At 60.1% G+C, this 22,286-nt stretch carries 22 protein-coding genes; 11 read left to right on the top strand and 11 right to left on the bottom strand.

What is annotated here, in order from left to right; all coding sequences use genetic code 11:
* Positions 1 to 18: 18 nt before the first annotated feature.
* Genes FGL86_RS15900 through rpe form a run of 3 tightly spaced genes read right to left on the bottom strand, consistent with a single transcriptional unit; the run spans position 19 to position 1,712 of the window.
* Positions 19 to 720, bottom strand: a complete 702-nt coding sequence (locus tag FGL86_RS15900; RefSeq protein WP_147185678.1) for a phosphoglycolate phosphatase — start codon at positions 718 to 720, stop codon at positions 19 to 21.
* Positions 695 to 1,033 carry a GIY-YIG nuclease family protein gene (locus tag FGL86_RS15905; protein ID WP_342780051.1) on the bottom strand — a complete coding sequence of 113 codons (339 nt, stop codon included), beginning with the start codon at positions 1,031 to 1,033 and terminating at the stop codon, positions 695 to 697. The genes FGL86_RS15900 and FGL86_RS15905 overlap by 26 nt, the downstream gene beginning before the upstream one ends.
* Positions 1,020 to 1,712, bottom strand: coding sequence for a ribulose-phosphate 3-epimerase (gene rpe, locus FGL86_RS15910; protein ID WP_147185679.1), 693 nt, complete (start codon positions 1,710 to 1,712; stop codon positions 1,020 to 1,022). The genes FGL86_RS15905 and rpe overlap by 14 nt, the downstream gene beginning before the upstream one ends.
* 184 nt (positions 1,713 to 1,896) lie before the next feature.
* On the opposite strand from rpe, the gene ggt reads away from it, so the two are divergent.
* The 6 genes from ggt (at position 1,897) to FGL86_RS15940 (ending at position 8,278) form a co-directional block, all read left to right on the top strand.
* The gene (gene ggt / locus FGL86_RS15915) at positions 1,897 to 3,618 is read left to right on the top strand and encodes a gamma-glutamyltransferase (RefSeq protein WP_147185680.1); all 1,722 of its coding nucleotides are present in this window, start codon (positions 1,897 to 1,899) and stop codon (positions 3,616 to 3,618) included.
* A gap of 191 nt (positions 3,619 to 3,809) precedes the next feature.
* Complete coding sequence (gene cysP, locus FGL86_RS15920; RefSeq protein ID WP_147185681.1) at positions 3,810 to 4,823, top strand: thiosulfate ABC transporter substrate-binding protein CysP; 1,014 nt, start codon at positions 3,810 to 3,812, stop codon at positions 4,821 to 4,823.
* 1 nt (position 4,824) lies between these two features.
* Positions 4,825 to 5,682, top strand: a complete 858-nt coding sequence (gene cysT / locus FGL86_RS15925) for a sulfate ABC transporter permease subunit CysT (protein WP_147185682.1) — start codon at positions 4,825 to 4,827, stop codon at positions 5,680 to 5,682.
* Positions 5,682 to 6,509, top strand: coding sequence for a sulfate ABC transporter permease subunit CysW (gene cysW / locus FGL86_RS15930; protein ID WP_147185683.1), 828 nt, complete (start codon positions 5,682 to 5,684; stop codon positions 6,507 to 6,509). Before cysT ends, cysW begins: the two co-directional genes overlap by 1 nt.
* Positions 6,506 to 7,615: a sulfate/molybdate ABC transporter ATP-binding protein gene (locus FGL86_RS15935; RefSeq protein ID WP_147185684.1), complete on the top strand. Its 1,110-nt coding sequence runs from the start codon at positions 6,506 to 6,508 to the stop codon at positions 7,613 to 7,615. Before cysW ends, FGL86_RS15935 begins: the two co-directional genes overlap by 4 nt.
* Before the next feature lie 72 nt (positions 7,616 to 7,687).
* On the top strand, positions 7,688 to 8,278 hold the full coding sequence (locus FGL86_RS15940; protein WP_147186251.1) for a YajG family lipoprotein: 591 nt from the start codon (positions 7,688 to 7,690) through the stop codon (positions 8,276 to 8,278).
* A 32-nt stretch (positions 8,279 to 8,310) separates the two neighbouring features.
* Here FGL86_RS15940 and FGL86_RS15945 read toward each other — a convergent pair whose 3' ends face one another.
* Both FGL86_RS15945 and FGL86_RS15950 read right to left on the bottom strand, forming a co-directional pair.
* The gene (locus tag FGL86_RS15945; RefSeq protein ID WP_147185685.1) at positions 8,311 to 8,937 is read right to left on the bottom strand and encodes a thiopurine S-methyltransferase; all 627 of its coding nucleotides are present in this window, start codon (positions 8,935 to 8,937) and stop codon (positions 8,311 to 8,313) included.
* A gap of 167 nt (positions 8,938 to 9,104) precedes the next feature.
* The gene (locus FGL86_RS15950; RefSeq protein ID WP_147185686.1) at positions 9,105 to 9,434 is read right to left on the bottom strand and encodes a DUF1820 family protein; all 330 of its coding nucleotides are present in this window, start codon (positions 9,432 to 9,434) and stop codon (positions 9,105 to 9,107) included.
* A gap of 234 nt (positions 9,435 to 9,668) precedes the next feature.
* Here FGL86_RS15950 and miaB point away from each other — a divergent pair, with 234 nt between their 5' ends.
* From miaB to lnt, 5 genes are all read left to right on the top strand, one after another.
* A complete protein-coding gene (gene miaB, locus FGL86_RS15955; protein ID WP_147185687.1) occupies positions 9,669 to 11,012 on the top strand; it encodes a tRNA (N6-isopentenyl adenosine(37)-C2)-methylthiotransferase MiaB in 1,344 nt (447 codons plus the stop codon).
* A 95-nt stretch (positions 11,013 to 11,107) separates the two neighbouring features.
* Entirely contained in the window at positions 11,108 to 12,187 is a 1,080-nt protein-coding gene (locus tag FGL86_RS15960; RefSeq protein ID WP_147185688.1) for a PhoH family protein, read from the top strand.
* Positions 12,184 to 12,714, top strand: a complete 531-nt coding sequence (gene ybeY, locus FGL86_RS15965) for an rRNA maturation RNase YbeY (RefSeq protein ID WP_246131667.1) — start codon at positions 12,184 to 12,186, stop codon at positions 12,712 to 12,714. Before FGL86_RS15960 ends, ybeY begins: the two co-directional genes overlap by 4 nt.
* Entirely contained in the window at positions 12,711 to 13,589 is an 879-nt protein-coding gene (locus FGL86_RS15970) for a CorC family transporter (RefSeq protein ID WP_147185689.1), read from the top strand. Before ybeY ends, FGL86_RS15970 begins: the two co-directional genes overlap by 4 nt.
* 43 nt (positions 13,590 to 13,632) lie before the next feature.
* Complete coding sequence (gene lnt / locus FGL86_RS15975) at positions 13,633 to 15,168, top strand: apolipoprotein N-acyltransferase (RefSeq protein ID WP_246131668.1); 1,536 nt, start codon at positions 13,633 to 13,635, stop codon at positions 15,166 to 15,168.
* 77 nt (positions 15,169 to 15,245) lie between these two features.
* Here lnt and phaC (FGL86_RS15980) read toward each other — a convergent pair whose 3' ends face one another.
* From phaC (FGL86_RS15980) to prmB, 6 genes are all read right to left on the bottom strand, one after another.
* Positions 15,246 to 17,075, bottom strand: coding sequence for a class I poly(R)-hydroxyalkanoic acid synthase (gene phaC / locus FGL86_RS15980; RefSeq protein ID WP_147185691.1), 1,830 nt, complete (start codon positions 17,073 to 17,075; stop codon positions 15,246 to 15,248).
* 47 nt (positions 17,076 to 17,122) lie between these two features.
* On the bottom strand, positions 17,123 to 18,976 hold the full coding sequence (gene phaC / locus FGL86_RS15985; RefSeq protein WP_147185692.1) for a class I poly(R)-hydroxyalkanoic acid synthase: 1,854 nt from the start codon (positions 18,974 to 18,976) through the stop codon (positions 17,123 to 17,125).
* Between the two features lie 126 nt (positions 18,977 to 19,102).
* Complete coding sequence (locus FGL86_RS15990) at positions 19,103 to 19,543, bottom strand: phasin family protein (protein WP_147185693.1); 441 nt, start codon at positions 19,541 to 19,543, stop codon at positions 19,103 to 19,105.
* Positions 19,544 to 19,670: 127 nt separating this feature from the next.
* Positions 19,671 to 20,090 carry a DUF6489 family protein gene (locus tag FGL86_RS15995; protein ID WP_147185694.1) on the bottom strand — a complete coding sequence of 140 codons (420 nt, stop codon included), beginning with the start codon at positions 20,088 to 20,090 and terminating at the stop codon, positions 19,671 to 19,673.
* Between the two features lie 63 nt (positions 20,091 to 20,153).
* Complete coding sequence (gene aroC / locus FGL86_RS16000) at positions 20,154 to 21,239, bottom strand: chorismate synthase (protein ID WP_147185695.1); 1,086 nt, start codon at positions 21,237 to 21,239, stop codon at positions 20,154 to 20,156.
* A gap of 37 nt (positions 21,240 to 21,276) precedes the next feature.
* The gene (gene prmB / locus FGL86_RS16005; RefSeq protein ID WP_147185696.1) at positions 21,277 to 22,230 is read right to left on the bottom strand and encodes a 50S ribosomal protein L3 N(5)-glutamine methyltransferase; all 954 of its coding nucleotides are present in this window, start codon (positions 22,228 to 22,230) and stop codon (positions 21,277 to 21,279) included.
* Positions 22,231 to 22,286 lie beyond the last annotated feature (56 nt).

Here is a 22,286-nt window from a genome sequence, read left to right on the forward strand (position 1 = left end):
CGTGTTCCAAGAGCCTGTTCAAAAAATCTGGCGAAGAGACTCCACGACCAGATCCGGCTGGCTATGGGCGATCGGCTCGCCATGATTGTAACCGTAACTCACCGCCAGCGTGCGAAATCCCGCCGCTTGACCGGCTTCGATATCGTGGCGGGAGTCACCGACCATCAGGCACGTTTCGGCGTCGACGCCAAAATGCTTCGCCGCGTGCAAAAGCGGCAGCGGATCCGGCTTCTTGCGGGACAAGGAGTCACCTCCCAGCCACAAGCCGAAGAAGCTCGCCAGACCGAAATGCTCGAGCAGCGGCGCGATAAAGGCTTCCGGCTTGTTGGTCACCAGGGCCAGGTGAAGCCCGCGCGCCTTCAATGCCTCGAGCCCTTCCTTGACACCGGGATAGAGCCGGGTGGCGACCGCCGGCGCCTGGCCATAATGATACAGAAAACGCTGATGGACAGAATCGAGCAGTTCGCTTCCCGGTTTCTCTTCCAGGGCATCCGTCAAGGCGCGCTCCAGCAGCTTGCGGGAGCCGTTGCCGACCCAGTCGCGCACTTGGGCTTCCGGCGGCGCCGCCAACCCGTGATCCTTCAGCGCCCGGCCCACCGCCGTCGCCAGATCCGGCACCGAATCGATCAGGGTGCCGTCGAGGTCGAAAACGACCGCCTGAATCGCATCGAGAATGCTATTTCCATCAAAAACGTTACGTCGACTTGATGACGTTGTCATGATTGCCCTCAGGGTTTTGTCTATCGGAAAGCGTCAGACCTTGCCCGGCACTTTCCAACCAGGCCCGCTTGGCCGATGCGGACTGTCTCTTGAGCCAGGCTTCGAGCTTCAGCGCCTCGCTGCGACTGCCGACCGCCTGCTGATGAACCAGGCGCAGCGGCCCCTTGCCTCGCAGCGCCTTGGCACCGCGTCTGCCGCTGCGATGTTCGATGAGACGCCGTTCGACGTTCGTGGTAATGCCGGTGTAAAGCGCGCCCGCCGCCGTCTCTATCAGATAGAGAGACCAGTCCAGCGTCGTTTCAGCGCTGGACACGGGCGAGTTCGTCCCGAAACGCCTGAATCACGGCGTCGTAGTGATGCGGGTCGCTTTCGCTGCGTGCATTGAAGATAGCCGAGCCGGCGACGAAGGTATCCGCCCCGGCCTGGGCGATCTCGCGAATGTTGTCCACCTTGACGCCACCGTCGATTTCCAGATGGATATCGCATCCGCTGGCGTCGATCCGGCGGCGTGCCTCCCGCAGCTTGTCCAGCGTGCCGGGAATGAACGACTGACCGCCGAAGCCCGGATTGACGCTCATCAGCAGGATCATGTCGAGCTTGTCCATCACATGGTCGAGGTGATTGAGCGGCGTGGCCGGATTGAACACCAGCCCCGCCCGGCAGCCACCGTCCCGGACAAGTTGCAGGGAGCGGTCGATATGCTCGCTGGCTTCCGGATGGAAAGTGACATAAGTGGCTCCAGCCTCGATGAACGCCTCGATCATGCGATCCACCGGCTTGACCATCAGGTGCACGTCGATGGGCGCGCTCACCCCATGATCCCGCAGCGCCCGACACACCATCGGCCCGATAGTCAGGTTGGGCACGTAATGGTTGTCCATCACGTCGAAATGCACGATGTCCGCGCCGGATGCGAGCACGTCATAGACTTCCTGACCCAGGCGGGCGAAGTCGGCGGACAGGATCGAAGGAGCGAGCTTGAAATCGGGCATAAGCGGACCAGTGTTCGGCGGGAAATGAGTTCGCCATTCTAGAACATGGCGCCGTAAAAAACAGGCTGGCAAGGCGAAGGACACGATGACGTAGCGTTCGCCAAGGAGAGCGGCAAGCGCTGTTACAAGTGGCTATCATGAACTGGCAGGCGTCAATAAACATAAATCGACAGAGGCATGGACGATGATATTTCCAAGTAGACGATTACTCGCTCTTGTCGCGATATGCGGACTGAACATCTCGCTGACGAACGCCCAGGAGGCCATTCTCGAAGGCGAGCGCTTTCATCCGGAACTCGGTACCAGCGGCATGGTGGCCACCAGCCATTTCCTGGCGTCCCAGGTGGCGCATGACACCTTGGCCCAAGGCGGCAACGCGGTGGATGCGGCGGTGACCGCAGGCTTCGCTCTCGCCGTGACCCAGCCCCGCTCCGGCAATATCGGCGGCGGCGGTTTTATGCTCATTTCGGACGAGAACACCGGTGAGGTGGTGGCTATCGACTATCGCGAGGAAGCCCCGTCCGCGGCTTTCGAGACCATGTTCCAGGACGAGAATGGTGAGGCAGTGGCGGAGCTTTCCCGCTATACCCACAACGCCTCCGGCGTGCCCGGCACCGTGGCGGGACTGGCCATGGCGTTGGAGCAATACGGCACCCTGAGCCTCTCGGAAGCCTTGGCGCCGGCGATCGAGCTGGCGAAGGAGGGCTTCGTGCTGCCGCCGCGTTTCGTCGAGGGCATTCGCGATATCCGCAATCGCCTGGAACCCTGGGAGGCCTCCCGCAAGAAGTTCTTCAAGGAAGATGGCAGCCTCTATCAGGCCGGCGAGACCTTCAGGCAGCCAGATCTGGCGGCAACATTGCAGCGTATCGCCGACCAGGGGCCGCGGGAGTTCTACGAGGGCGAGACTGCTGACTTGATCGTCGCGGAAATGGAAAAACACGGCGGCATGATGACCGCGGAGGATCTCGCCAGCTACCAGCCTATCATTCGTGAACCCAGCCACGGCAGTTATCGCGGCCATGAGATCTACGCCATGAGCCCACCCTCTTCCGGTGGCGCCCATATCGTGCAGATGCTCAATATTCTCGAGGGTTACGATATCAACGAGATGGGCTTCAATTCCGCCGCCACCATCCATGTCATGGCGGAAGCCATGAAACGTGCCTACGCGGATCGCTCCGAGTACCTGGGGGATACGGATTTCATTAGCGTGCCTCTGGAAGGCATCACTTCCGAGGGCTATGCAGACGAACTGCGCGGTCAGATCGACATGGACAAGGCCACACCCAGCGAAACCATCGCCCCGGGCAACCCATTGCCCTACGAGTCCAACGAGACCACCCACTTCTCCATCGCCGACAGTAACGGCCTGGCGGTTTCCAATACCTATACCATCAATTTCAGCTACGGCTCCGGCATCGTGGTGGAAGGGGCGGGCTTTCTGCTCAACAACGAGATGGACGATTTCTCCGCCAAGCCCGGAGTGCCCAACGCCTACGGTCTGATCGGCGGCGAGGCCAACAAGATCGAGCCCGGCAAGCGCATGCTCTCCTCCATGACCCCGACCATTGTCAAGAAGGACGGCAAGAACTACCTGGTGACCGGCAGCCCCGGGGGCTCGCGGATTATCACCACCACTTTGCAGGTGCTTATGAACGTGATCGACCACAAGATGAATATTCAGACCGCAGTCAGCGTGCCTCGCATTCATCATCAGTGGCTGCCGGACGAGATTCGGGTCGAGCAGGGTATCAGCCCGGATACCGTCGAGCTGCTTGAGGAAAAGGGCCACAAGGTGAGTCAGCAGGAAGCCATGGGCGCCGCCCAGTCGCTGCTGATCGACGAGGGCATGTATTTCGGCGGCGCGGACCCGCGGCGATCCACTTCTTCCGCAATGGGACTTTGAAACTCACCATCTCTCATTCCCACTTTTACCCCGGCGCCAGCCGGGGTTCTGATTTGTGGTTCAGGTTGTGCCGGTTGGGCACATGTTGTTTCCCTATCAAGCATATTCACAAAAAGAATAAAAAATCCTATTTTCATTCCATAATGACTGCTTTAGTCTTTGAACATCGCTTTTTCCCGACTGGAGTCGTCATGTCTTTTCTTACCCTACGCGCTGGCGTCGTTGCCACCGCCCTGACCGCGAGCCTGGGGCTTGCCGCGCCGGCCCTGGCGGCGGATCGCGAGCTGCTGAACTCCTCCTACGATATCGCCCGGGAGCTGTTTGCCACCATCAACCCGGAATTCATCGACTGGTGGCAGGAGCAGCAGGACGAAAGCGTCGACGTCAAACAGTCCCACGGCGGTTCCTCCAAGCAGGCCCGAGCCATCCTTCAGGGGCTCAAGGCGGACGTGGTGACCTTCAATCAGGTCACCGACGTCGACGTGCTGGCGGAGGCGGGCCTGGTGGCGGAAGACTGGCAGCAGCAGTTCCCCAACAACGCCTCACCCTATTACTCCACCACCGCCTTCCTGGTGCGGGAGGGCAACCCCAATGGCATCGAAAGTTGGGACGATCTGATCGAGGACGATGTGGAGATCGTTTTCCCCAACCCCAAGACCTCCGGCAACGGCCGTTACACCTACCTGGCCGCCTGGGGCTACGCGGATCGGGAGCTTGACGGCGATGAAGAGAAGATTCGCGAGTTCATGAAGCAGTTTCTGAATAACGTCAAGGTCTTCGATACCGGCGGCCGGGGCGCCACCACCACCTTCGTCGAGCGTAATATCGGCGACGTGCTGATCAGCTTCGAGTCCGAGGTCAACAACATTCGCAAGGAATACGGCGAGGACGACTACGACGTGGTGGTGCCGCCGGTGAGCATCCTGGCGGAATTCCCGGTAGCGGTGGTCGAGCAATACGCGGAGCGCAACGACAACCTGGACCTGGCCAAGGGCTACCTGGACTACCTGTATACGGAAGAAGCCCAGCGCCTGCTGGCGGGCTTCAACTACCGGGTCAACGACGAGACCGTGCAGCAGGAGTTCGCGGATCAGTTTCCCAAAACCGAGCTGCTGCGGGTCGAGGACGTCTTCGGGGGCTGGAACGAGGTGATGGATCAGCACTTCGCCGGCGGCGGCATCCTGGATCAGTTGCAGCGTCGATAAGATGAGTAGTACGACTCTGTTTGCCAGGGCGGCGTCCAAGAGAGTGCTGCCCGGGTTCGGCCTTTCCCTGGGCGTCGTGCTGCTGTACGTGTCGCTGATCCTGCTGCTGCCCATGACCAGCTTGATCGGCGAGCTTTCCCAGCTGAGCCTGGCGGAGTACTGGGCGATCATCAGCGAGGAGCGGGTGGTGGCGAGCTATACCATCACCATCCTGGCGGCGGCGATCGCCGCCATCGTCAACGCCGTATTCGGCCTGCTGATGGCCTGGGTGCTGGTGCGCTACGACTTTCCGGGCAAGCGCCTGCTGGACGCGCTGATGGATCTGCCTTTCGCCCTGCCCACGGCGGTGGCGGGCATCACCCTGGCAACCATGTATTCCAGCAGCGGCTTTATGGGCCGACTATTGGCGCCATTAGGAATTGAAGTGGCGTACACTTGGGTGGGTATTGCCCTTGCCATGGCCTTCACCAGCATTCCCTTCGTGGTGCGCACGGTACAGCCGGTGCTCGAGGATCTGCCGGTGGAGATCGACGAAGCGGCGCTGACCCTGGGCGCCAGTGACGGGCTGGCGTTTCGCCGGGTGATCCTGCCGCTTCTGTGGCCGGCGCTGGTCACCGGCACCGGTCTTGCCTTCGTTCGCTCCCTGGGAGAGTTCGGCGCGGTGATCTTCATCGCCGGCAACATGCCTTATGAGACGGAAATCACCTCTCTGATGATCTTCGTCAAGCTGCAGGAATACGACTACGCCGGCGCCTCCGCTATTGCTTCCGTGGTACTGGCGGTATCGCTGTTGCTGCTGCTGGCACTGAATCTCTGGCAGGGCCATTTCGTCAAACGCCTGCATGGAGGCAAGAGCTGATGCAACGTATCGGCGACAAACCGACGACACGCCGCTGGCTGATCGGTACGGGGGTGGCGCTGTCCTTGCTTTTCCTGCTGCTGCCGTTGGTGGCGATCTTCGCTCAGGCCTTCGCCGAAGGCATCGGCCTTTTCTGGGAAAACCTCAGCGACGAATACACCCTGGCGGCCATTGGTCTGACCCTGTTCATTGCGGTGCTGACCATCCCGATCAACCTGGTTTTTGGCGTGTTCCTGGCCTGGCTGGTGACTCGCTTCGAGTTTCCCGGGCGGCGCCTGCTGCAGACCCTGATCGATATTCCCTTCGCCGTCTCGCCGGTGGTAGCGGGACTGGTCTACCTGCTGTTGTACGGGCGCACCGGCTGGATCGGCGGCTGGCTGGACGGCCATGACATTCAACTGATGTTCGCCTGGCCGGGAATCGTCCTGGTCACTCTGTTCGTGACCTGCCCCTTCGTTGCCCGGGAGCTGATTCCCTTGATGCAGGCCCAGGGCGCTCGTGAAGAGGAAGCTGCGGTGACCCTCGGCGCTTCCGGCTTCACGATCTTTCGCCGGGTCACTTTGCCCAATATCAAATGGGCACTCTTGTATGGCGTGATTCTCACCAATGCCCGGGCGGTAGGGGAATTCGGCGCGGTTTCGGTAGTCTCTGGGTCGATTCGCGGCGAAACCAATACCCTGCCGCTGCACGTCGAGCTGCTGTACCAGGACTACAACACCGTCGGCGCTTTCACCGCCGCCGCCCTGTTGGCCCTGATTGCCCTGTTCACCTTGGCCGCCAAGGCCGGCCTGGAATGGCGCGCCGCGCGCCGGGAGGAATTCCGATGAGCATTCGCCTGACCAACATTTCCAAGACCTTCGGCAAGACCACCGCGCTTTATCCACTGGACTTGGATATCGCCGAAGGCGAACTGGTGGGACTGCTCGGCCCCTCCGGCTCCGGCAAGACCACGCTATTGCGCATCATCGCCGGCCTGGAACAGGCGGATCGCGGCGCTCAGGCGGGGCGTATCCACGCCGGACGTATCCATTTCGGCGCACGGGACGTAACCAACGTCCATGTGCGGGACCGGCGCATCGGCTTCGTGTTTCAGCACTATGCGCTGTTTCGCCATATGAGCGTGTTCGACAACGTGGCCTTCGGCCTGACCGCCCTGCCCCGGCGGGATCGTCCTTCCAGCGGCGAGATTCGCACTCGGGTCCATCGTCTGCTTGAGATGGTGCAGCTGGAAACTTTTGCCAACCGCTACCCGGCGCAGCTTTCCGGCGGTCAGCAGCAGCGGGTTTCCCTGGCTCGCGCCCTGGCACTGAAGCCGGACGTACTGCTGCTCGACGAACCCTTCGGCGCGCTGGATGCCAAGGTGCGTCAGGAGCTGCGCCGCTGGCTGCGTCATCTTCACGACGAACTGGGCTTTACCAGCGTCTTCGTGACCCACGATCAAGAAGAAGCGCTGGAGCTTTCCGATCGAGTGGTGGTGATGAGCAACGGCCGAATCGAGCAGATCGACGAGCCGGATACCCTCTATCGCGCTCCGGCCAACCGTTTCGTGTTCGAGTTCCTGGGGGACGTCAATCGGCTGGAGGGCGAAGTGCGCAACGGTATCCTGACCTGCGGCGACGCCCGGCTCGCGGTGGATCTGCCGAACGGCCACCAGGAACTGCTGATGCGCCCCCACGAGTTGAGGTTGACCATCAACCCCAGCGAAACTACCCATCTACCGGCCATAGTCACCGCTATCGCCCCGGTAGGAGCGGAAATCCGCGTCGAACTGGAAGCGGATTGGCTCCCGTCACCCTGGCTGGCCACCCTGCGCCACGCGGATTTCGAGCGCCTGGATATTCGCCGCGGCCAGCGGCTATATATCGAACTACGCCGCTGGCATCGTTTCGACAAGGATCCGGCCAGTCATGCCGGTTTCGCCTTGGCTTCCTGAAGGGAGCCATCTTTGTTGTCTTCAGGTAAGGGCTTATACTGCTTTTTGTTATTTCCCGAGCCTGGAGTCATGATGAATCCCTTGCGCCGTTTGAAAACTGCACTGCTGTTGGCAGCCATGGTGTTTATTGCCGGCTGCGCCAGCCCTCACTATCTGCAGCCCAATCCTAAGCTGAGCGCGGAATTGCCCCCCAGCGGCAGTGGCCAACAGGTCACCCTCAACGTGCTGGACGAGCGGGAAAGCGAAGTGCTGGGCACCCGCACCGGCTCTGCCATGTCCACCGCCACCATTACCGTGAATGCCCATGAAGTGGTGCCCAAGCTGAAGACCCAGGCGGAGCGAGCGCTGCGGGAAATGGGCTTCACGCCGACGGATCAGGCCGCCCCGAATCGGCCCAGCCTTACTCTGTCTCTGGCAAAGCTTGGCTACGAGCGCGGTGAAACCAAGCCACTGATCGACGAAGCCAGACTGGAAGCCATTCTCCAGGCGGTGGTCATCAACGGCAACACCAAATATACCGGCCGCTATACTTCCCGGCATACCCAAGGCTATGCGATTCGCCCCAGTCTTGAAGCCAACACCCGCATGGTCAACGATATGCTCAGCGATGCCCTGAACCGCACCTTCAGCGATCCGAAAATCGGCAGCATACTCGCCAGGTAAGACCTTCTCGAAAGACCGGCCCCCAAACCTTCTCAGGCAACGGGGCCGCGTCGCGTCAAAGCCCAGACGCTTTCCTGCCAGCCTCTGTCATCCGTTTTACCGTCCTCGAGGTGGGTCAGCTCGAAATTGGGCGTAAAGAGTTTTTCCACTTCCTCATGTCCGACGCTGTAGGGTGGCCCTTTGGCATTCGGCCGCATCAGACTGATCAGAAGACCCTTCGATCCTGGCGGAATCAGCTGGGCCAGATGGAAGGCATAGCGTTGCCGAGTTGGCTGGGGCAGGGCAATCAACGCCGCCCGATCATAGAAAGCGCCGATTTCCGCCGCATGGGCGATATGGAAGTGAAAGAAATCGCCGCACCACAGTTCCACGTTGCCTTGGCGCCAGATAGGAAAATCACCTTGCCGATAGCGCAGAGCGTCGCCCTGGCCTTCCGCGACGAACTGCTCGATAGCCGCCTCGGCGAGTTCGATACCCAGCACCGGATGGCCCTGCCCGGCCAGCCAGCGCATATCGAGACTCTTGCCGCACAATGGCACCAGTATCTTGCTACCCTGATTCTGCAGATCCGGCCAATAGCGCTCCAGCGCAGGATGCACCGCATCCCGATGAAACGCGATGCGCCCGTCTCGCCAGCGCTCAAGCCATTCGTTAGTCATTTCCATCACCTTTCCCGAGAAACCCCTGCCAGCTTGAGTTCGGCCTCATCCACACTTTCTGTGGATAAGTCTTGGGAAAAATCCCCTCGAACATTTCACGAGCGCCATCACCGGCGGCGATCTCTTGGATTGATCAATTATTGAGCAGCCCTGTTCGAACCTTCAAGTCAGTCGTTTCCTCTGGGCGGCAGCCCCGGGGCTCGAGGAAATTCCGATATATTGCCCACCGCCTTGACCGCCTTGGGCGTACCTTCCCGCTCGACTTCATCGATGCGAACGATAGCGTTGAGCGGCAGATAGCTACGGCTTACGCCTTCGAAGGTACGCCGCAGCTTGTCCGTGGAAGGGTCGACCACTACCCGGGAAACATCGTTGAAGACGAAGGACTCGATCTCGATGAAACCCCAAAGGTCGCTTTGAAAAATCTCTTGTGCGTAGAGCTCCCAGATTTCGCCCTGATGCTGAAAGATCACGCGATAGATCGGCTTGGACGCCATTACCGCCTCTTGTATCAGAAAACTTGGACGGCAGCCGGATCGCTGCCCCGTTGAAGCCTGCAAGATTAGCATAGCCGTACTTGCCGCGACCTAGCCGTTGCCCGAACGCTTGCGTATAATTATCGCCATCTTATGGCCGGCGCGACAAAACGCATTGCCCCACTGGCCAATCACTCCGTTACTCTTAGCGGTTATCCCCATATTCAGGCCTCCGCGACCGCGACTCCAAGCCTTATGACCAAGAAGCTTTTCATCAAGACCCACGGCTGCCAGATGAACGAGTATGACTCCGCTCGCATGGCGGATCTGCTCGGCGAATCTCATCGGCTGGAACTCACGGACGACGAGAACGAAGCCGACGTCGTGCTGCTCAATACCTGTTCCATCCGCGAGAAGGCGCAGGAGAAGGTCTTTCACCAGCTGGGGCGCTGGAAAAAGCTCAAGGAGCGCAACCCGAACCTGGTGATCGGCGTGGGCGGCTGCGTGGCCAGCCAGGAAGGCGAGGCGCTGCGCAAGCGGGCGCCCCAGGTTGACCTGGTGTTCGGCCCCCAGACCCTTCACCGGGTGCCGGCCATGCTCGATGCAAGTCAAGCGCAGCAGATTTCCGTGGTGGACGTCACCTTTCCGGAAATCGAGAAGTTCGACCATCTGCCCAAGCCCAGCTCCGACGGCGCCACCGCCTTTGTCTCGATCATGGAAGGCTGCTCCAAGTACTGCACCTTCTGCGTGGTGCCCTATACCCGTGGCGAGGAAGTTTCTCGCAGCTTCGAGGCGGTGATGGAGGAAGTCATTCATCTGGCGGACCAGGGAGTGCGGGAAATCAACCTGCTGGGCCAGAACGTCAACGCCTACCGAGGTGAAAATGCCCTGGGGGACGAGATCGATCTGGCGGAGCTGATCGGTTGCGTGGCGGCGGTGGACGGCATCGACCGCGTGCGTTTCACCACCTCGCACCCGGTGGAATTTTCCGACAGTCTGATCGATGCCTACGGGGAGATTCCCGAACTGGTCAGTCATCTGCACCTGCCGGTGCAATCCGGCTCCGATCGTATCCTGAGCGCCATGAAACGCGGTCATACGGTAGAGGAATACGTCGACAAGCTGGAGCGCATCCGCGCGCTGCGCCCGGATATCAGCTTTTCCTCGGATTTCATCATCGGCTTTCCCGGTGAAACCGACGCGGACTTCGAGGCCACCCTGGATCTGATTCAACGCATCGGCTTCGATGTGTCCTTCAGTTTCGTCTATTCTGCCCGCCCAGGCACGCCGGCGTCGGATCTCCCTGACGAAACCCCGGAAGCGGTCAAGAAACAGCGCCTGGCGATCCTCCAGCAGCGCATCACCCAGCAGGCCATGAGTATCAGCCGGCGTATGGTAGGCAACAGGGAACGCATCCTGGTCACCGGCTTTTCGCCGAAAGACCCGGGAGAGCTTTCCGGACGTACCGAGAACAATCGCGTGGTCAACTTTCGCGCCGATCAGCCGCTGGAACTGATCGGCCATTTCGTCGACGTCAACATCACCGAGGCGCTTCCCAACTCCCTGCGCGGGACGTTGGTATCCGCCATCCCCCATTGAAACCCCGATGATCATCCTTCGAAATATTGCCCCGACGCCGCTCGGGGCCTAAGCTCTATTCAACGTCCATCTTTTCATAGCGAGGCCCCGTTCTCTTGAGCCAACAAAGCACTCAGGCCCACCGCATCACTACCTTGACCCTAGAACCCAACGACCCCCAGCGCTTGGCCAACCTTTGTGGCCAGCGCGACGAACACCTCAAGCTGATCGAAGCACGGCTTGGGGTGACGCTTCGCAATCGCGGCAATACCTTTCAACTCGCCGGGCCCGGTGCCCGCGTCAAGGCGGCGGCCAACGTGCTCGAGCATCTCTACCGGGAAGCGGAATCCAGCGAACTGACGCCGGATACGCTGCATCTGTTTCTGCAGGAATCCGGACTGGAGGCGCTGGAGGAGGAGGAAGGCGTCGAGCGAGAAGACGAAATACTGCTGCGTACGTCCAAGATGTTGATCAAGCCCCGCGGGCTCAATCAGCAGCGCTACGTAAGCAGCATCCGTGATCACGACATCAACTTCGGCATCGGTCCAGCAGGCACCGGCAAGACCTATCTGGCGGTTGCCGCCGCGGTGGAGGCGCTCAATCAACAGCAGGTACGGCGCATCTTGCTGGTACGTCCTGCGGTGGAAGCCGGCGAGAAGCTGGGGTTCCTGCCCGGCGACCTGGCCCAGAAGATCGACCCCTACCTGCGCCCGCTCTATGACGCTCTGTACGAGATGGTCGGATTTGAACAGGTGGGCAAGCTGATCGAGCGTCAGATCATCGAAATCGCCCCGCTCGCCTATATGCGCGGACGCACCCTGAACAACTCCTTCATCATCCTGGATGAAAGCCAGAACACCACGCGGGAGCAGATGAAGATGTTCCTGACCCGAATCGGCTTCGGTTCCACCGCGGTGATCACCGGGGACGTCACTCAGGTCGACCTGCCCCGGGGTCAAAGCTCCGGACTGATCCAGGTACTCGACGTGCTCAAGGATACCGCGGGTATCGGCGTTACCCACTTCGCCGCCAAGGACGTGGTGCGCCATCCCTTGGTGCAACGCATCATCGAAGCCTATGATCTGTTCGAGGCCAGTGAAGAAGCCGGCGAGCGCGCTCGCCGCGAAGCTCGGGAACAGGCCCGTCGCGACGCTGCCCTCGCCAATAGCCAAGTCGGCGAACGCAGCCCTTCATGAAAGAGACGGAGATCATGGCCGGAGCAGGGGCGGACATCACAGTCGATCGCCAGATAGCCTGTGCGAAAAGCGCATCACTTCCCGGCGTGACGCTGCTTGAATGCTGGGTAGCGAAGGTGCTGGAGTATCATCCCCGGGAAACACGCCGGGAATTGACGATTCGCTTCGTCGAGCCGGAGGAAAGCCAGGCGCTCAATCGCGACTATCGCGGCAAGGATTGCCCTACCAACGTGCTGTCCTTCCCTTTCGAGATGCCGCCGGGACTCGCGCTACCCTTGCTGGGGGATCTGGTGATCTGCGATGCGGTAGTGGGTGAGGAAGCCCGAGCGCAGGGCAAGGCGCTCGAGGATCATTACACGCACATGGTCGTGCATGGCACCCTGCACCTGCTGGGCTATGATCATATCGACGACGGGGACGCGGAGGTCATGGAATCTCTGGAAACGAGGATTCTCGCCGCTCTCGGTGTTGCCGATCCCTATCATCACGTTACGCCAGATTTCGAGGACAAGAGACCCCACGCATGAGCGAAGATCGATCGAGCGGCCAGAACGGCAAGTCCTGGTTCGACAAGTTGTTCGGCGCTTTTTCCGGCGATTCCGACGAGCCCAGTTCTCGCGACGAGCTGCTGACGTTTCTACGTGAAGCGGGGACTCGATTGAAGCTCGACCAGGAAGCCCTGGTAATCATCGAGGGCGCCCTGCAGATCAGCGATCAGCAGGTGCGGGAAGTCCTGATTCCCCGTTCGCAGATTGCCGCCATCGGGGTCGAACAACCGCCGGAGGAATATCTGCCGGTGATACTGGAAACCGGCCATTCCCGCTATCCGGTGATCGGAGAAAACCTCGATGACGTGCTGGGAATTCTGCTGGTCAAGGATCTGCTGCCGGTGCTGTATCAGCGTCAGCTGAGTCCGGAAAGCTTCGATCTTGCCACCATCCTGCGCCCGGCCATGTTCGTTCCAGAGTCGAAGCGTCTCAACAGTCTGCTCAAGGAGATTCGCGACACCCACAACCACATGGCCATCGTGGTGGACGAATACGGCGGCACCGCAGGCATCGTGACCATCGAGGATATTCTCGAGCAGATCGTCGGCGATATCGAGGATGAGCACGATACGGACGAGGAAGACGATATCCGCGAGGTGGAAGACGGACGTTTCGCGATTCGCGCCTTGACGCAGATCGACGATTTCAACGACCACTTCGATACCAATTTCTCCGACGACGAGTTCGATACCGTCGGCGGTCTGGTCATGCAGCGTTTCGGGCACCTGCCCCGGCGAGGCGAATACGCGGATCTCGGCGGCTGGCGCTTCACGGTCCTCAATGCGGACAATCGGCGCATTCGTCTTCTGCAGGCGGAACCTGTGCCTAGCGGCTATGCGGAGGATGACAACTAGCCGCCGGCAATCCCAAATCAGTCTGACGTTTCGAGGAAATTCCGTGGAACAGCATTCAGCAAGGTCCATTCGGCCTCGCTTGCAATATCTTGTTGCTCTCATCGCCGGCGGCCTGACCACCTTGACCGCCTCCCCTTTCAACTGGTGGTGGCTGGCGCCGATCGTCATCGGCCTAATGTACTGGGGCACACATCGCCTGTCGACGGGACAGGCCGTCATCAAGGGCTGGTGGTATGGGCTTGGCCTGTTCGGTACCGGTACCTCTTGGGTGTATGTGTCCATTCACGACTATGGCTACACCGGCGCACCCCTGGCAATATTTTTGACGGCGCTGTTCGCCATGGCCATGGCGCTGTTTCCCGCTATAACCCTGGGTCTCTATCGCGGCCTGGTGGTACGTGCCTGGCCACCAGGAGCTCTCTTTTTCCGTGGTTCCTTGATCACCGCCCTGGCTTTCGCCGGCGCCTGGGTGCTCGGAGAAGCGCTGCGTACCTATCTGTTTACCGGCTTTCCCTGGCTGCTGATCGGTACCTCCATGGTGGACGCGCCTTTGTCTCCCTGGGCGCCGGTGCTTGGGGTCTATGGGCTTTCGTTGATCACGGCACTGACCGGCACCCTGGGGGTGGAACTACTACGACGGCGATGGCTGGCGGGGCTTCCCATCGCCATCTTGTGGCTCGCTCCTCTGACTCTGCCTCAGCACTGGACCGAGCCTAGCGGTGATCCGGTACGGGTAGCCTTGCTGCAGGGCAATCTGCCCCAATTGATCAAATGGACCGAGCAGGGTCAGCGTCAGGCGGTGAATACCTACAGTGCGCTGACCCAGGCACAGAACGCCGATATCGATCTCGTTCTCTGGCCGGAAGCCGCCCTGCCGATGTTCGAGGATCAGGCTCGGCCCTTTCTGGAACGAATACAGGCGAATCTTTCCCCGGATACCGCCCTGTTGACCGGTATTCTGCAGCGGGATGACGCGGGGAATGCCTACAACGGCGTGATCGGCGTCGGCAATACTCGGGGGCATTACCGCAAGGAGCATCTGGTGCCCTTCGGCGAGTATCTTCCCCTGGAAGGGTTGCTCGGCGGCCTGATTGCCTTCTTCGACCTACCGACCCCTACCATGACCCCGGAGCGCTCGAAACAGCCGCCGATGCAGGCTGCGGGCCTCGAGATCGGTACCGCCATCTGTTACGAAATTGTCTATCCGGATCTGGTGGCAAATCGGGCAAGAGACGCCAACGTGCTGCTGACCGTGTCCAACGACACCTGGTTCGGTGACTCCTTCGGCCCGCTCCAGCATGTGCAGATGGCGCGACTGCGCGCCCTGGAAAACGGCCGTTACCTGCTGCGCGCCACCAGCAACGGAGTGACGGTGATCATTGATCCTAAAGGAGAGATCACCGCCCAGGCGGAGCGCTTCACCACCACCAGCATCGAAGGCGACGTTCAGGCGATGCAGGGCCTGACGCCTTTCACCCATACCGGCAGTTGGCCGGTCTGGCTGATGTCTCTGCTACTGCTCGCGCCGGCGCTGGTGGGTGTCGGATCGCGCAAGCAGCGCCAGTCCGTCAACTCCTGACACCCCATCGATCCCACGGAACGCAAGAGGCCCGCTGAAGCGGGCCTCTTGCACAGCGTCTTGCGCTACCTTGTCGACTATTTCGCTTTCTGCTCTTTCAGTACGTCCTGAATGCTCTGACGCACGTAGCGCCCGGGCGCGGGTTCGATGATCTCGAGCTCACCCTCGCCGGGCTGGCGAGCGGCCACCAGCTTTTGCGTGTCCACATAGCCGTTCTGGGTAATCCAGTTCTGCCAGTGTGGCCACCAGGAGCCTTCGTGAGGCGTGGCGCCCTCGAACCATTGCTCCGGGGTCGGCGGCAGAGTGTCGTTGGTCCAGTAACCATACTTGTTCTTGTGGGGCGGATTGACGATGCCGGCGATATGCCCGGAGCCCCCCAGCACGAAGGTGACCGGTCCCTTGGGCAGCTGAGTTCCCCAGTAGGTGCTGTTCCATTTGGAAATATGATCTTCCTTGGTGGAAATGAAGTAGCTGGGGGTGGAAATCTTGCGCAGGTCGATCTTGACCCCGTCGATTTCGATTCCATTCGGCTCGACGAGGCGGTTGTCCTTGTACATGTTACGAATGTACCAACCCAGGGTGCCACCGGGCAGGTTGGTGCCGTCCGTGTTCCAGTACAGCAGGTCGAAGGACGAAGGTGCCTGGCCCTTGAGGTAATTATTGACATAGAACGACCAATAGAGGTCGTTTTCCTTCAGCAGATTGAAGACGAAGCTCAGTACCCGACCGTCCAGATAGCCATCCCGTTCCAGCTGCCGCTCGATCCCCGCCACTACACGATCGTTGACAAATACCCCAAGCTCGCCGGGATCGCGGAAATCCTGCAGGCACGCCATGTAGGTGACGGAACGCACCTTGCGCCCGCGTCGAGTGCTGGTCAGATAGGCCAATGTCGAGGCGGTCAGGGTGCCCCCCACGCAATAGCTCAGCAGGTTGACGGATTTCTCGCCGCAGGCTTTTTCGATGGCTTCCATGGCGGCGATGGGGCCCATCTGCACATAATCCGCCCAGGTCAGGGTGCGCTGATTCGGCCCCACGTTACGCCAGGAAATCAGGAAGACCGTGTGGCCCTGCTCCACCAGCCACTCCACCATGGAGTTGCCCGGACGCAGATCCAGAATGTAATACTTGTTGATCCAGGGCGGCACCACCAGCAGCGGCGTCTTGAAGACCTGCTCCGTGGCCGGCGCATACTGGATCAGTTGGATCAGTTCGTTTTCATAGATTACCGAGCCGGGCGTGATCGCGACGTTCTTGCCCACCTCGAAGGCCTGGCGATCGGTCATGGTGACATTGATACCGATGGCCGAGTTCTGCAGATCCTTGCGCAGCTGCGCCATTCCCTCGACCAGATTCTGCCCCTTGCTTTCCAGGGTCTGGCGCATCACTTCCGGATTGGTGGTCAGAAAATTCGAAGGCGACAGCGCGCTGACATATTGGCGAGCGTAGAAGCTCAGGCTTCGCCGCTGTTTTTCCGGCAGACCGTGCAGGCTGTCCACCATCGCCTCCATCAATCGTGAGTAACGCAAATACTGCTCGCTAATGGCACGATAGAAGGGTTCGCTGCGCCAGGCGTCGTCCTTGAAACGCCGATCCTGAGGCGTCGCCTGCTGATCATCCCTGTCCAGCTGCCATCCTTGCTGCCACTGCTGCTGCCAGAACTCGAGCTGATCCTGCAGCAGTTTGGCCTGGGTCTCGAATACTGCCTGAGGATTGCTGAAAAAGGTCTGCATGCCGGCTTGCAGGGTCGCCGTCATATCCTCCTGGATCGCCTTGGCTACCTCGTCTGGCACCCCGTGTTCCTGCACGACCTGCATCAGCGCCTGGGATTCCTCACCGATCGCTTTCAGCCGCTCGTTCCATTCCTGCTGATCTTCCAGAGACAGATTGTTCAGACTTTGCTGCATCGCGTTTCCCCCCTCTTGCGTATTCCGACTGGCCTTTACCAACGGATTTAGCTTGCCTTCTGCGTCTCGATCGCCGCCTCACTCAGCACCTCGGCTATCGTCTGACGAACATAACGGCCCGGCGCCGGCTCGATGATGTCTAGCTTGCCCTCGCCGGGCTGACGCGCCGTCACTTGATCGCTTACATTCACATAACCGTTATCCGTGAGCCAGGCCTGCCAGTGTGGCCACCAGGATCCGTCGTGATATGTCGCCCCTTCCAGCCATTCCTCGTGGCTTGGCGGAAGCGCCTCGTTGGTCCAGTAGCCGTACTTGTTCTTGTGGGGTGGGTTGACCACCCCGGCGATATGCCCCGAGCCCCCCAGCACGAAAGTGACCGGTCCCTTGGGCAGTTGGGTGCCGCCGTAGGTGCTGTTCCACTTGGCGATGTGGTCTTCCTTGGTGGAAAGGAAATAGCTGGGCGTGGAAATCTTGCGCAGGTCGATCTTGACCCCGTCCAGTTCGATGCCGCCAGGCTCGACCAATAGATTTTCCCGATACATGTGACGCAGATACCAGCCGTGGGTCGCTCCGACCAGGTTGGTGCTATCCGTGTTCCAGTACAGGAGATCGAAGGGCGCCGGCTTCTCGCCCTTTAGATAGTTGTTGATGTAGAACGACCAGTAGAGATCGTTTTCCCGCAGCAGATTGAAGGCGAAGGCCATCACCCGGCCATCCAGATAACCATCTTTCTCCATCTGGCGTTCCAGGCTGGAAATGAAAGGCTCCCGGGCGAATACGCCGATTTCACCGGGATCGCTGAAATCCTGCAGCGTCGTCATGTAGGTAACGGAGCGCACTCGATTCGCCCGGCGGGTGCTGGTCAGGTAGGCAACGGTAGTCGCCGCCAGGGTGCCGCCCACGCAGTAGCTCAGCAGATTGACGGATTTTTCTCCGATGGCCTGCTCGATGGCGTCCATTGCGGCAATGGAGCCAAGCTGCATGTAATCCGCCCAGGTGATATCGCCCTGTTGAGGCCCGGGATTGCACCAGGAAATCAGAAAGACCGTATGTCCCTGATCCACCAGCCACTTGACCAGGGAATTGTCCTGACGAAGATCCAGGATGTAGTACTTGTTGATCCAGGGCGGAATGATCAAAAGCGGCGTCTTGAAAGTCTTGTCGGTACTCGGCGTGTACTGAATCAGCTGCATCAGTTCGTTTTCATACATTACCGCACCCGGCGTCACCGCGATGTTCCTGCCGACCTCGAAGGCGCTGCGATCCGTCATCGCCATGTTGATGCCTTCGACGGAGTTATCCAGATCCTCCCGCAGCCGAGCCAGCCCCTCGATCAGGTTCTGACCCTTGTTCTCCAGGGTGAGGCGCATCACCTCCGGGTTGGTGTTGAAGAAGTTGGAAGGCGACAAGGCGTTGACGTACTGGCGTGCGTAGAAGCCCAGATTCTGTTGCTGTTCTTCCGAGAGGCCATCCATGTGGGCCACCACGTCGTTGATCAGACGTGAGAACAGCAGATACTGATCGCGTACATGCCGGTAGACAGGCTCATTCTGCCAGGCCTGATCGCGAAAGCGCCGATCGCCTTTCGCCGGGGCGATGACCGGCTCGCTTTCCTCGCCACCGGTACCATTGAAATTGACATTCTGCCGCCAGAGGGCGAACTGGTCCTGCAACAGACGAAGCTGTGCCTGATGGAGCGCCTGAGGATCCGTCCATAGCGCTTGAGCGCCGGCTCGCAGAGTTTCATTGACATTGTCGTTGACGGTCCGGGCGATTTCGCTGGATTCCCGGCGCCCGGACAGCTGATGCATCAACTCCTGATACTCCTTGCCAATGGCTTGAAGCCGTTCGTTCCATTCTTCTATGTCGGACAGGGAAGGTGGGGTCACACCTGATCGCATTGGCCGTTCCTCTAGGCACTTGTTTTTGGCATCGTCTAGAAACTCATCGCAGCCTGACTATACAGGTCCAGGATGAGGCTAGTATGGATTAAAGAAAGCCGGCCGCCTGGGCCGGCCTGAGCTCGATCAGGAATTCTTGCGACTACTCTGACTGGACGTCTTGGAGGAGCGCCCGCTTGCTTGATCGGCCTGTTGCTGAACGGACTGGCCCATGGCTTTGGCCTGTTCCTGAGCCTTCTGGTTCAGTTCGGCAAAGACCTTTTCCATCTCGCTCTTGAACTGCATGCTCAGCTCCGTCATCGACTGAGCGTCTTCGAGCATCTGCTTGGAAAGCTCGTTGAGCATTTCTGTCTGACGAGTCCCGAAGTCACGCATGTCGTCAGCGTCCTTTACTTCGCTGGCTTCGCGCATGCGTTCGGTACCCATCTGGGTATAGCGCTTCATGGATTCGAGCTGGAACTCGGTCATCTTTTCCATGCTGTCGAGCATCAGGCCGTTGAGCTTGCGCATCGGCTCAAAGAAGCCACGGGTCTGCTCGGTGAAATTGGTGATCATTTTGTCTTGCATGACGAACCCCCTTCAGTCGTTGGACCTACTAGAGCAATGCGTTATTGCTGCACTGCAAAAAAAGCGTAGTTCTCCTTGGCCAATGTTGCAACCAAATCAGCACCGTACGCCTTATTTCGTTTGACGCTTACTTCACCTGGCGCTTGCTGCGCGACGTCGCGCTGGCGGGTGTTTTCTTGCGGGTTCCCGTCGGCTTGGAAGCCGATTCCTCTTGACCCTGCGACCCTTCATCCGCGCTGGAAGTCGTCTGGGCCTGACGCATCATGTCCAGCATCATCTGCTGATAGTTGCTGAGATTGGCCAGCCCCTGGCTCATGGAATCGTTGAAACTTTCCTGAAGACCGCCTTTGAGAAAAGACGGCTGCTGCATGAAGGGAAGCTGCAGGAAGGGTTGCATCAGGCTCATGGGGTCATAACCCTCAACACCCGCCTCCATCTGTTTCTGGATGCGGTTCATCAAGTCTCGCTGAAAGGCTTCCACGTCCGGAAGCCCCATGGCTTGACGAAACTCGTTAGGCGTCAGATCGAATTCGACGTTTATCTTCATGGTGCTACTCGACTGGTGAAAGATTCTTTCAGTCTAGCAGTCTTTACGCAGGGGTGAAGTCCGTCAGGTCAACTGTGGCGTCGACACCACTACCCCTTGGTTCTGGGCGCGGTGACGCAGCAGATGATCCATCAGGGTCAGGGCCATCATGGCTTCGGCGATCGGCGTGGCGCGAATACCCACGCAGGGGTCATGACGCCCCTTGGTAACGATCTCCACCGGATTGCCTTCGATATCGATGGAGCGTCCCGGCAAGGTAATACTCGAAGTCGGCTTGAGCGCCAGATGAGCGATCAGCGGCTGTCCGGAGGAAATGCCACCGAGCACGCCACCGGCATGATTGGAAAGAAAACCCTCCGGAGTCATCTCGTCCCGATGCTCGCTACCGCGCTGGGATACCGCGGAAAAACCCGCGCCGATTTCCACGCCCTTGACCGCGTTGATACTCATCAGGCCGTGGGCCAGTTCCGCATCGAGACGATCGAACACCGGCTCACCCAAGCCGACCGGCACACCGTCGGCAACGACCGTGATCTTCGCGCCCACGGAATCCTGATCCCGACGCAGCTGGTCCATGTAAGCTTCCAGCTCCGCCACTCGCGAGGGGTCGGCACAGAAGAAGACGTTGTCTTCCACGGCATCCCAGGACTTGAACGCCAGCTCGATAGGGCCGAGCTGGCTCATGTAGCCGCGCACCTGGATACCCTGACTTGCCAGATAACGCTTGGCGATACCGCCGGCGGCCACCCGCATGGCGGTTTCCCGGGCGCTGGAGCGACCGCCGCCGCGATAATCCCGCAGACCGTACTTGTGATGATAGGTATAGTCCGCGTGGGCGGGACGAAAGCGATCCTTGATCTGCGAGTAATCCTTGGAGCGCTGATCCGTGTTCTCGATCAGCAGGCCAATCGAAGTGCCGGTGGTGACACCCTCGAACACGCCGGAGAGAATACGCACCCGGTCCGGCTCCCGGCGCTGGGTGGTATGGCGAGACGTGCCGGGACGGCGCCGGTCCAGGTCTCGCTGCAGATCCGTCTCATCGAGCGCGATTCCCGGCGGGCAGCCGTCGACGACGGCGCCCAGGGCCGGGCCGTGACTTTCCCCGAAAGTGGTGACGGTAAAGAGTTTGCCGAAAGTGTTGCCGGACATGGGCAGGCTTCCTTGAAGATTCAGGCCAGAGTCGATTTCAAGCAAAAGATGCTGCGTGAGCGTCGAGTTCCTCTGCGGTCAACGCGAAAACACCCTGACCGCCGCGCTCGAACTCGAGCCAGAGAAACGGCACTGCCGGGTAGGCGGCTTCCAGCTGCCGGTCGGAATTGCCGACCTCGACGATCAGCACGCCGCCGTCGTTCAGATACCGGCGCGCCTCCCGCAGGATACGCCGCACAATATCCAGGCCATCCTTGCCGGCCCCCAGGGCCATGGCGGGTTCATGACGATACTCCGCGGGCATGGCGGCCAGATCCCGAGCATCCACGTAGGGCGGGTTCGAGACGATCAGATCAAAGCGTCGACCGTCCAGGCCATCGAACACATCGCTCGTCAGCGCGCGCACCCGCCTGCCCAGATCATGCCGGGTGATATTGATCTTGGCGACCGCAACGGCCTCTTCGCTCAGGTCGGTGAGGAGCACCTCAGCAGTGGGCAGCGTCAGCGCCGTGGCGATGCCGATACAGCCGGAGCCGCAACAGAGATCGAGCACTCTGGCCGGCGGCTCCTCCGGGAACCGGGCGGTAAATCCATGCTCGATCAACTCCGCGATGGGCGAGCGTGGAATCAGCACCCGCTCATCGACGGTAAAGGGATAGCCCGCGAAAAAGGCCTCGCCGAGCAGGTAAGGCAGCGGTTCTCGTGTCTCGATACGACGCCGAACCAGGGCGGCGATACGCGCCCGCTCCATGAGCAACAGCCGCGCGTCCAGCACCGTCGGGTCCACGTCCCAAGGCAGATGAAGGGCGCCCAGGACCAGCGCTACCGCCTCGTCCCAGGCGGAATCCGTGCCATGTCCGTAATGCAAACCGCTGACGTGAAACTCGCTGGCCGCCCAGCGCAGGAAATCCCGCAGGCTGACCAAGGTTTCGCCGATCTGCGCGTCGCTCAGGGTCAGGGTGGAATCGGTGGAAGAATATGAAGCTGTCACAGGGGTTCCTGTCGAGATCGCGATAGCGTCTTGTGGAAAAAAGACGATTGTACCCG

It is taken from the genome of Pistricoccus aurantiacus (assembly GCF_007954585.1).
Lineage (GTDB): Bacteria > Pseudomonadota > Gammaproteobacteria > Pseudomonadales > Halomonadaceae > Pistricoccus > Pistricoccus aurantiacus.

Bases quoted from the DNA above. Each gene is read 5' to 3' on its own strand.
- FGL86_RS15900 (WP_147185678.1), bottom strand. From the start codon at position 720: ATGACAACGTCATCAAGTCGACGTAACGTTTTTGATGGAAATAGCATT.
- rpe (WP_147185679.1), bottom strand. From the start codon at position 1,712: ATGCCCGATTTCAAGCTCGCTCCTTCGATCCTGTCCGCCGACTTCGCC.
- ggt (WP_147185680.1), top strand. From the start codon at position 1,897: ATGATATTTCCAAGTAGACGATTACTCGCTCTTGTCGCGATATGCGGA.
- cysP (WP_147185681.1), top strand. From the start codon at position 3,810: ATGTCTTTTCTTACCCTACGCGCTGGCGTCGTTGCCACCGCCCTGACC.
- cysT (WP_147185682.1), top strand. From the start codon at position 4,825: ATGAGTAGTACGACTCTGTTTGCCAGGGCGGCGTCCAAGAGAGTGCTG.
- cysW (WP_147185683.1), top strand. From the start codon at position 5,682: ATGCAACGTATCGGCGACAAACCGACGACACGCCGCTGGCTGATCGGT.
- FGL86_RS15935 (WP_147185684.1), top strand. From the start codon at position 6,506: ATGAGCATTCGCCTGACCAACATTTCCAAGACCTTCGGCAAGACCACC.
- FGL86_RS15940 (WP_147186251.1), top strand. From the start codon at position 7,688: ATGAATCCCTTGCGCCGTTTGAAAACTGCACTGCTGTTGGCAGCCATG.
- FGL86_RS15945 (WP_147185685.1), bottom strand. From the start codon at position 8,937: ATGACTAACGAATGGCTTGAGCGCTGGCGAGACGGGCGCATCGCGTTT.
- FGL86_RS15950 (WP_147185686.1), bottom strand. From the start codon at position 9,434: ATGGCGTCCAAGCCGATCTATCGCGTGATCTTTCAGCATCAGGGCGAA.
- miaB (WP_147185687.1), top strand. From the start codon at position 9,669: ATGACCAAGAAGCTTTTCATCAAGACCCACGGCTGCCAGATGAACGAG.
- ybeY (WP_246131667.1), top strand. From the start codon at position 12,184: ATGAAAGAGACGGAGATCATGGCCGGAGCAGGGGCGGACATCACAGTC.
- FGL86_RS15970 (WP_147185689.1), top strand. From the start codon at position 12,711: ATGAGCGAAGATCGATCGAGCGGCCAGAACGGCAAGTCCTGGTTCGAC.
- phaC (WP_147185691.1), bottom strand. From the start codon at position 17,075: ATGCAGCAAAGTCTGAACAATCTGTCTCTGGAAGATCAGCAGGAATGG.
- phaC (WP_147185692.1), bottom strand. From the start codon at position 18,976: ATGCGATCAGGTGTGACCCCACCTTCCCTGTCCGACATAGAAGAATGG.
- FGL86_RS15990 (WP_147185693.1), bottom strand. From the start codon at position 19,543: ATGCAAGACAAAATGATCACCAATTTCACCGAGCAGACCCGTGGCTTC.
- FGL86_RS15995 (WP_147185694.1), bottom strand. From the start codon at position 20,090: ATGAAGATAAACGTCGAATTCGATCTGACGCCTAACGAGTTTCGTCAA.
- aroC (WP_147185695.1), bottom strand. From the start codon at position 21,239: ATGTCCGGCAACACTTTCGGCAAACTCTTTACCGTCACCACTTTCGGG.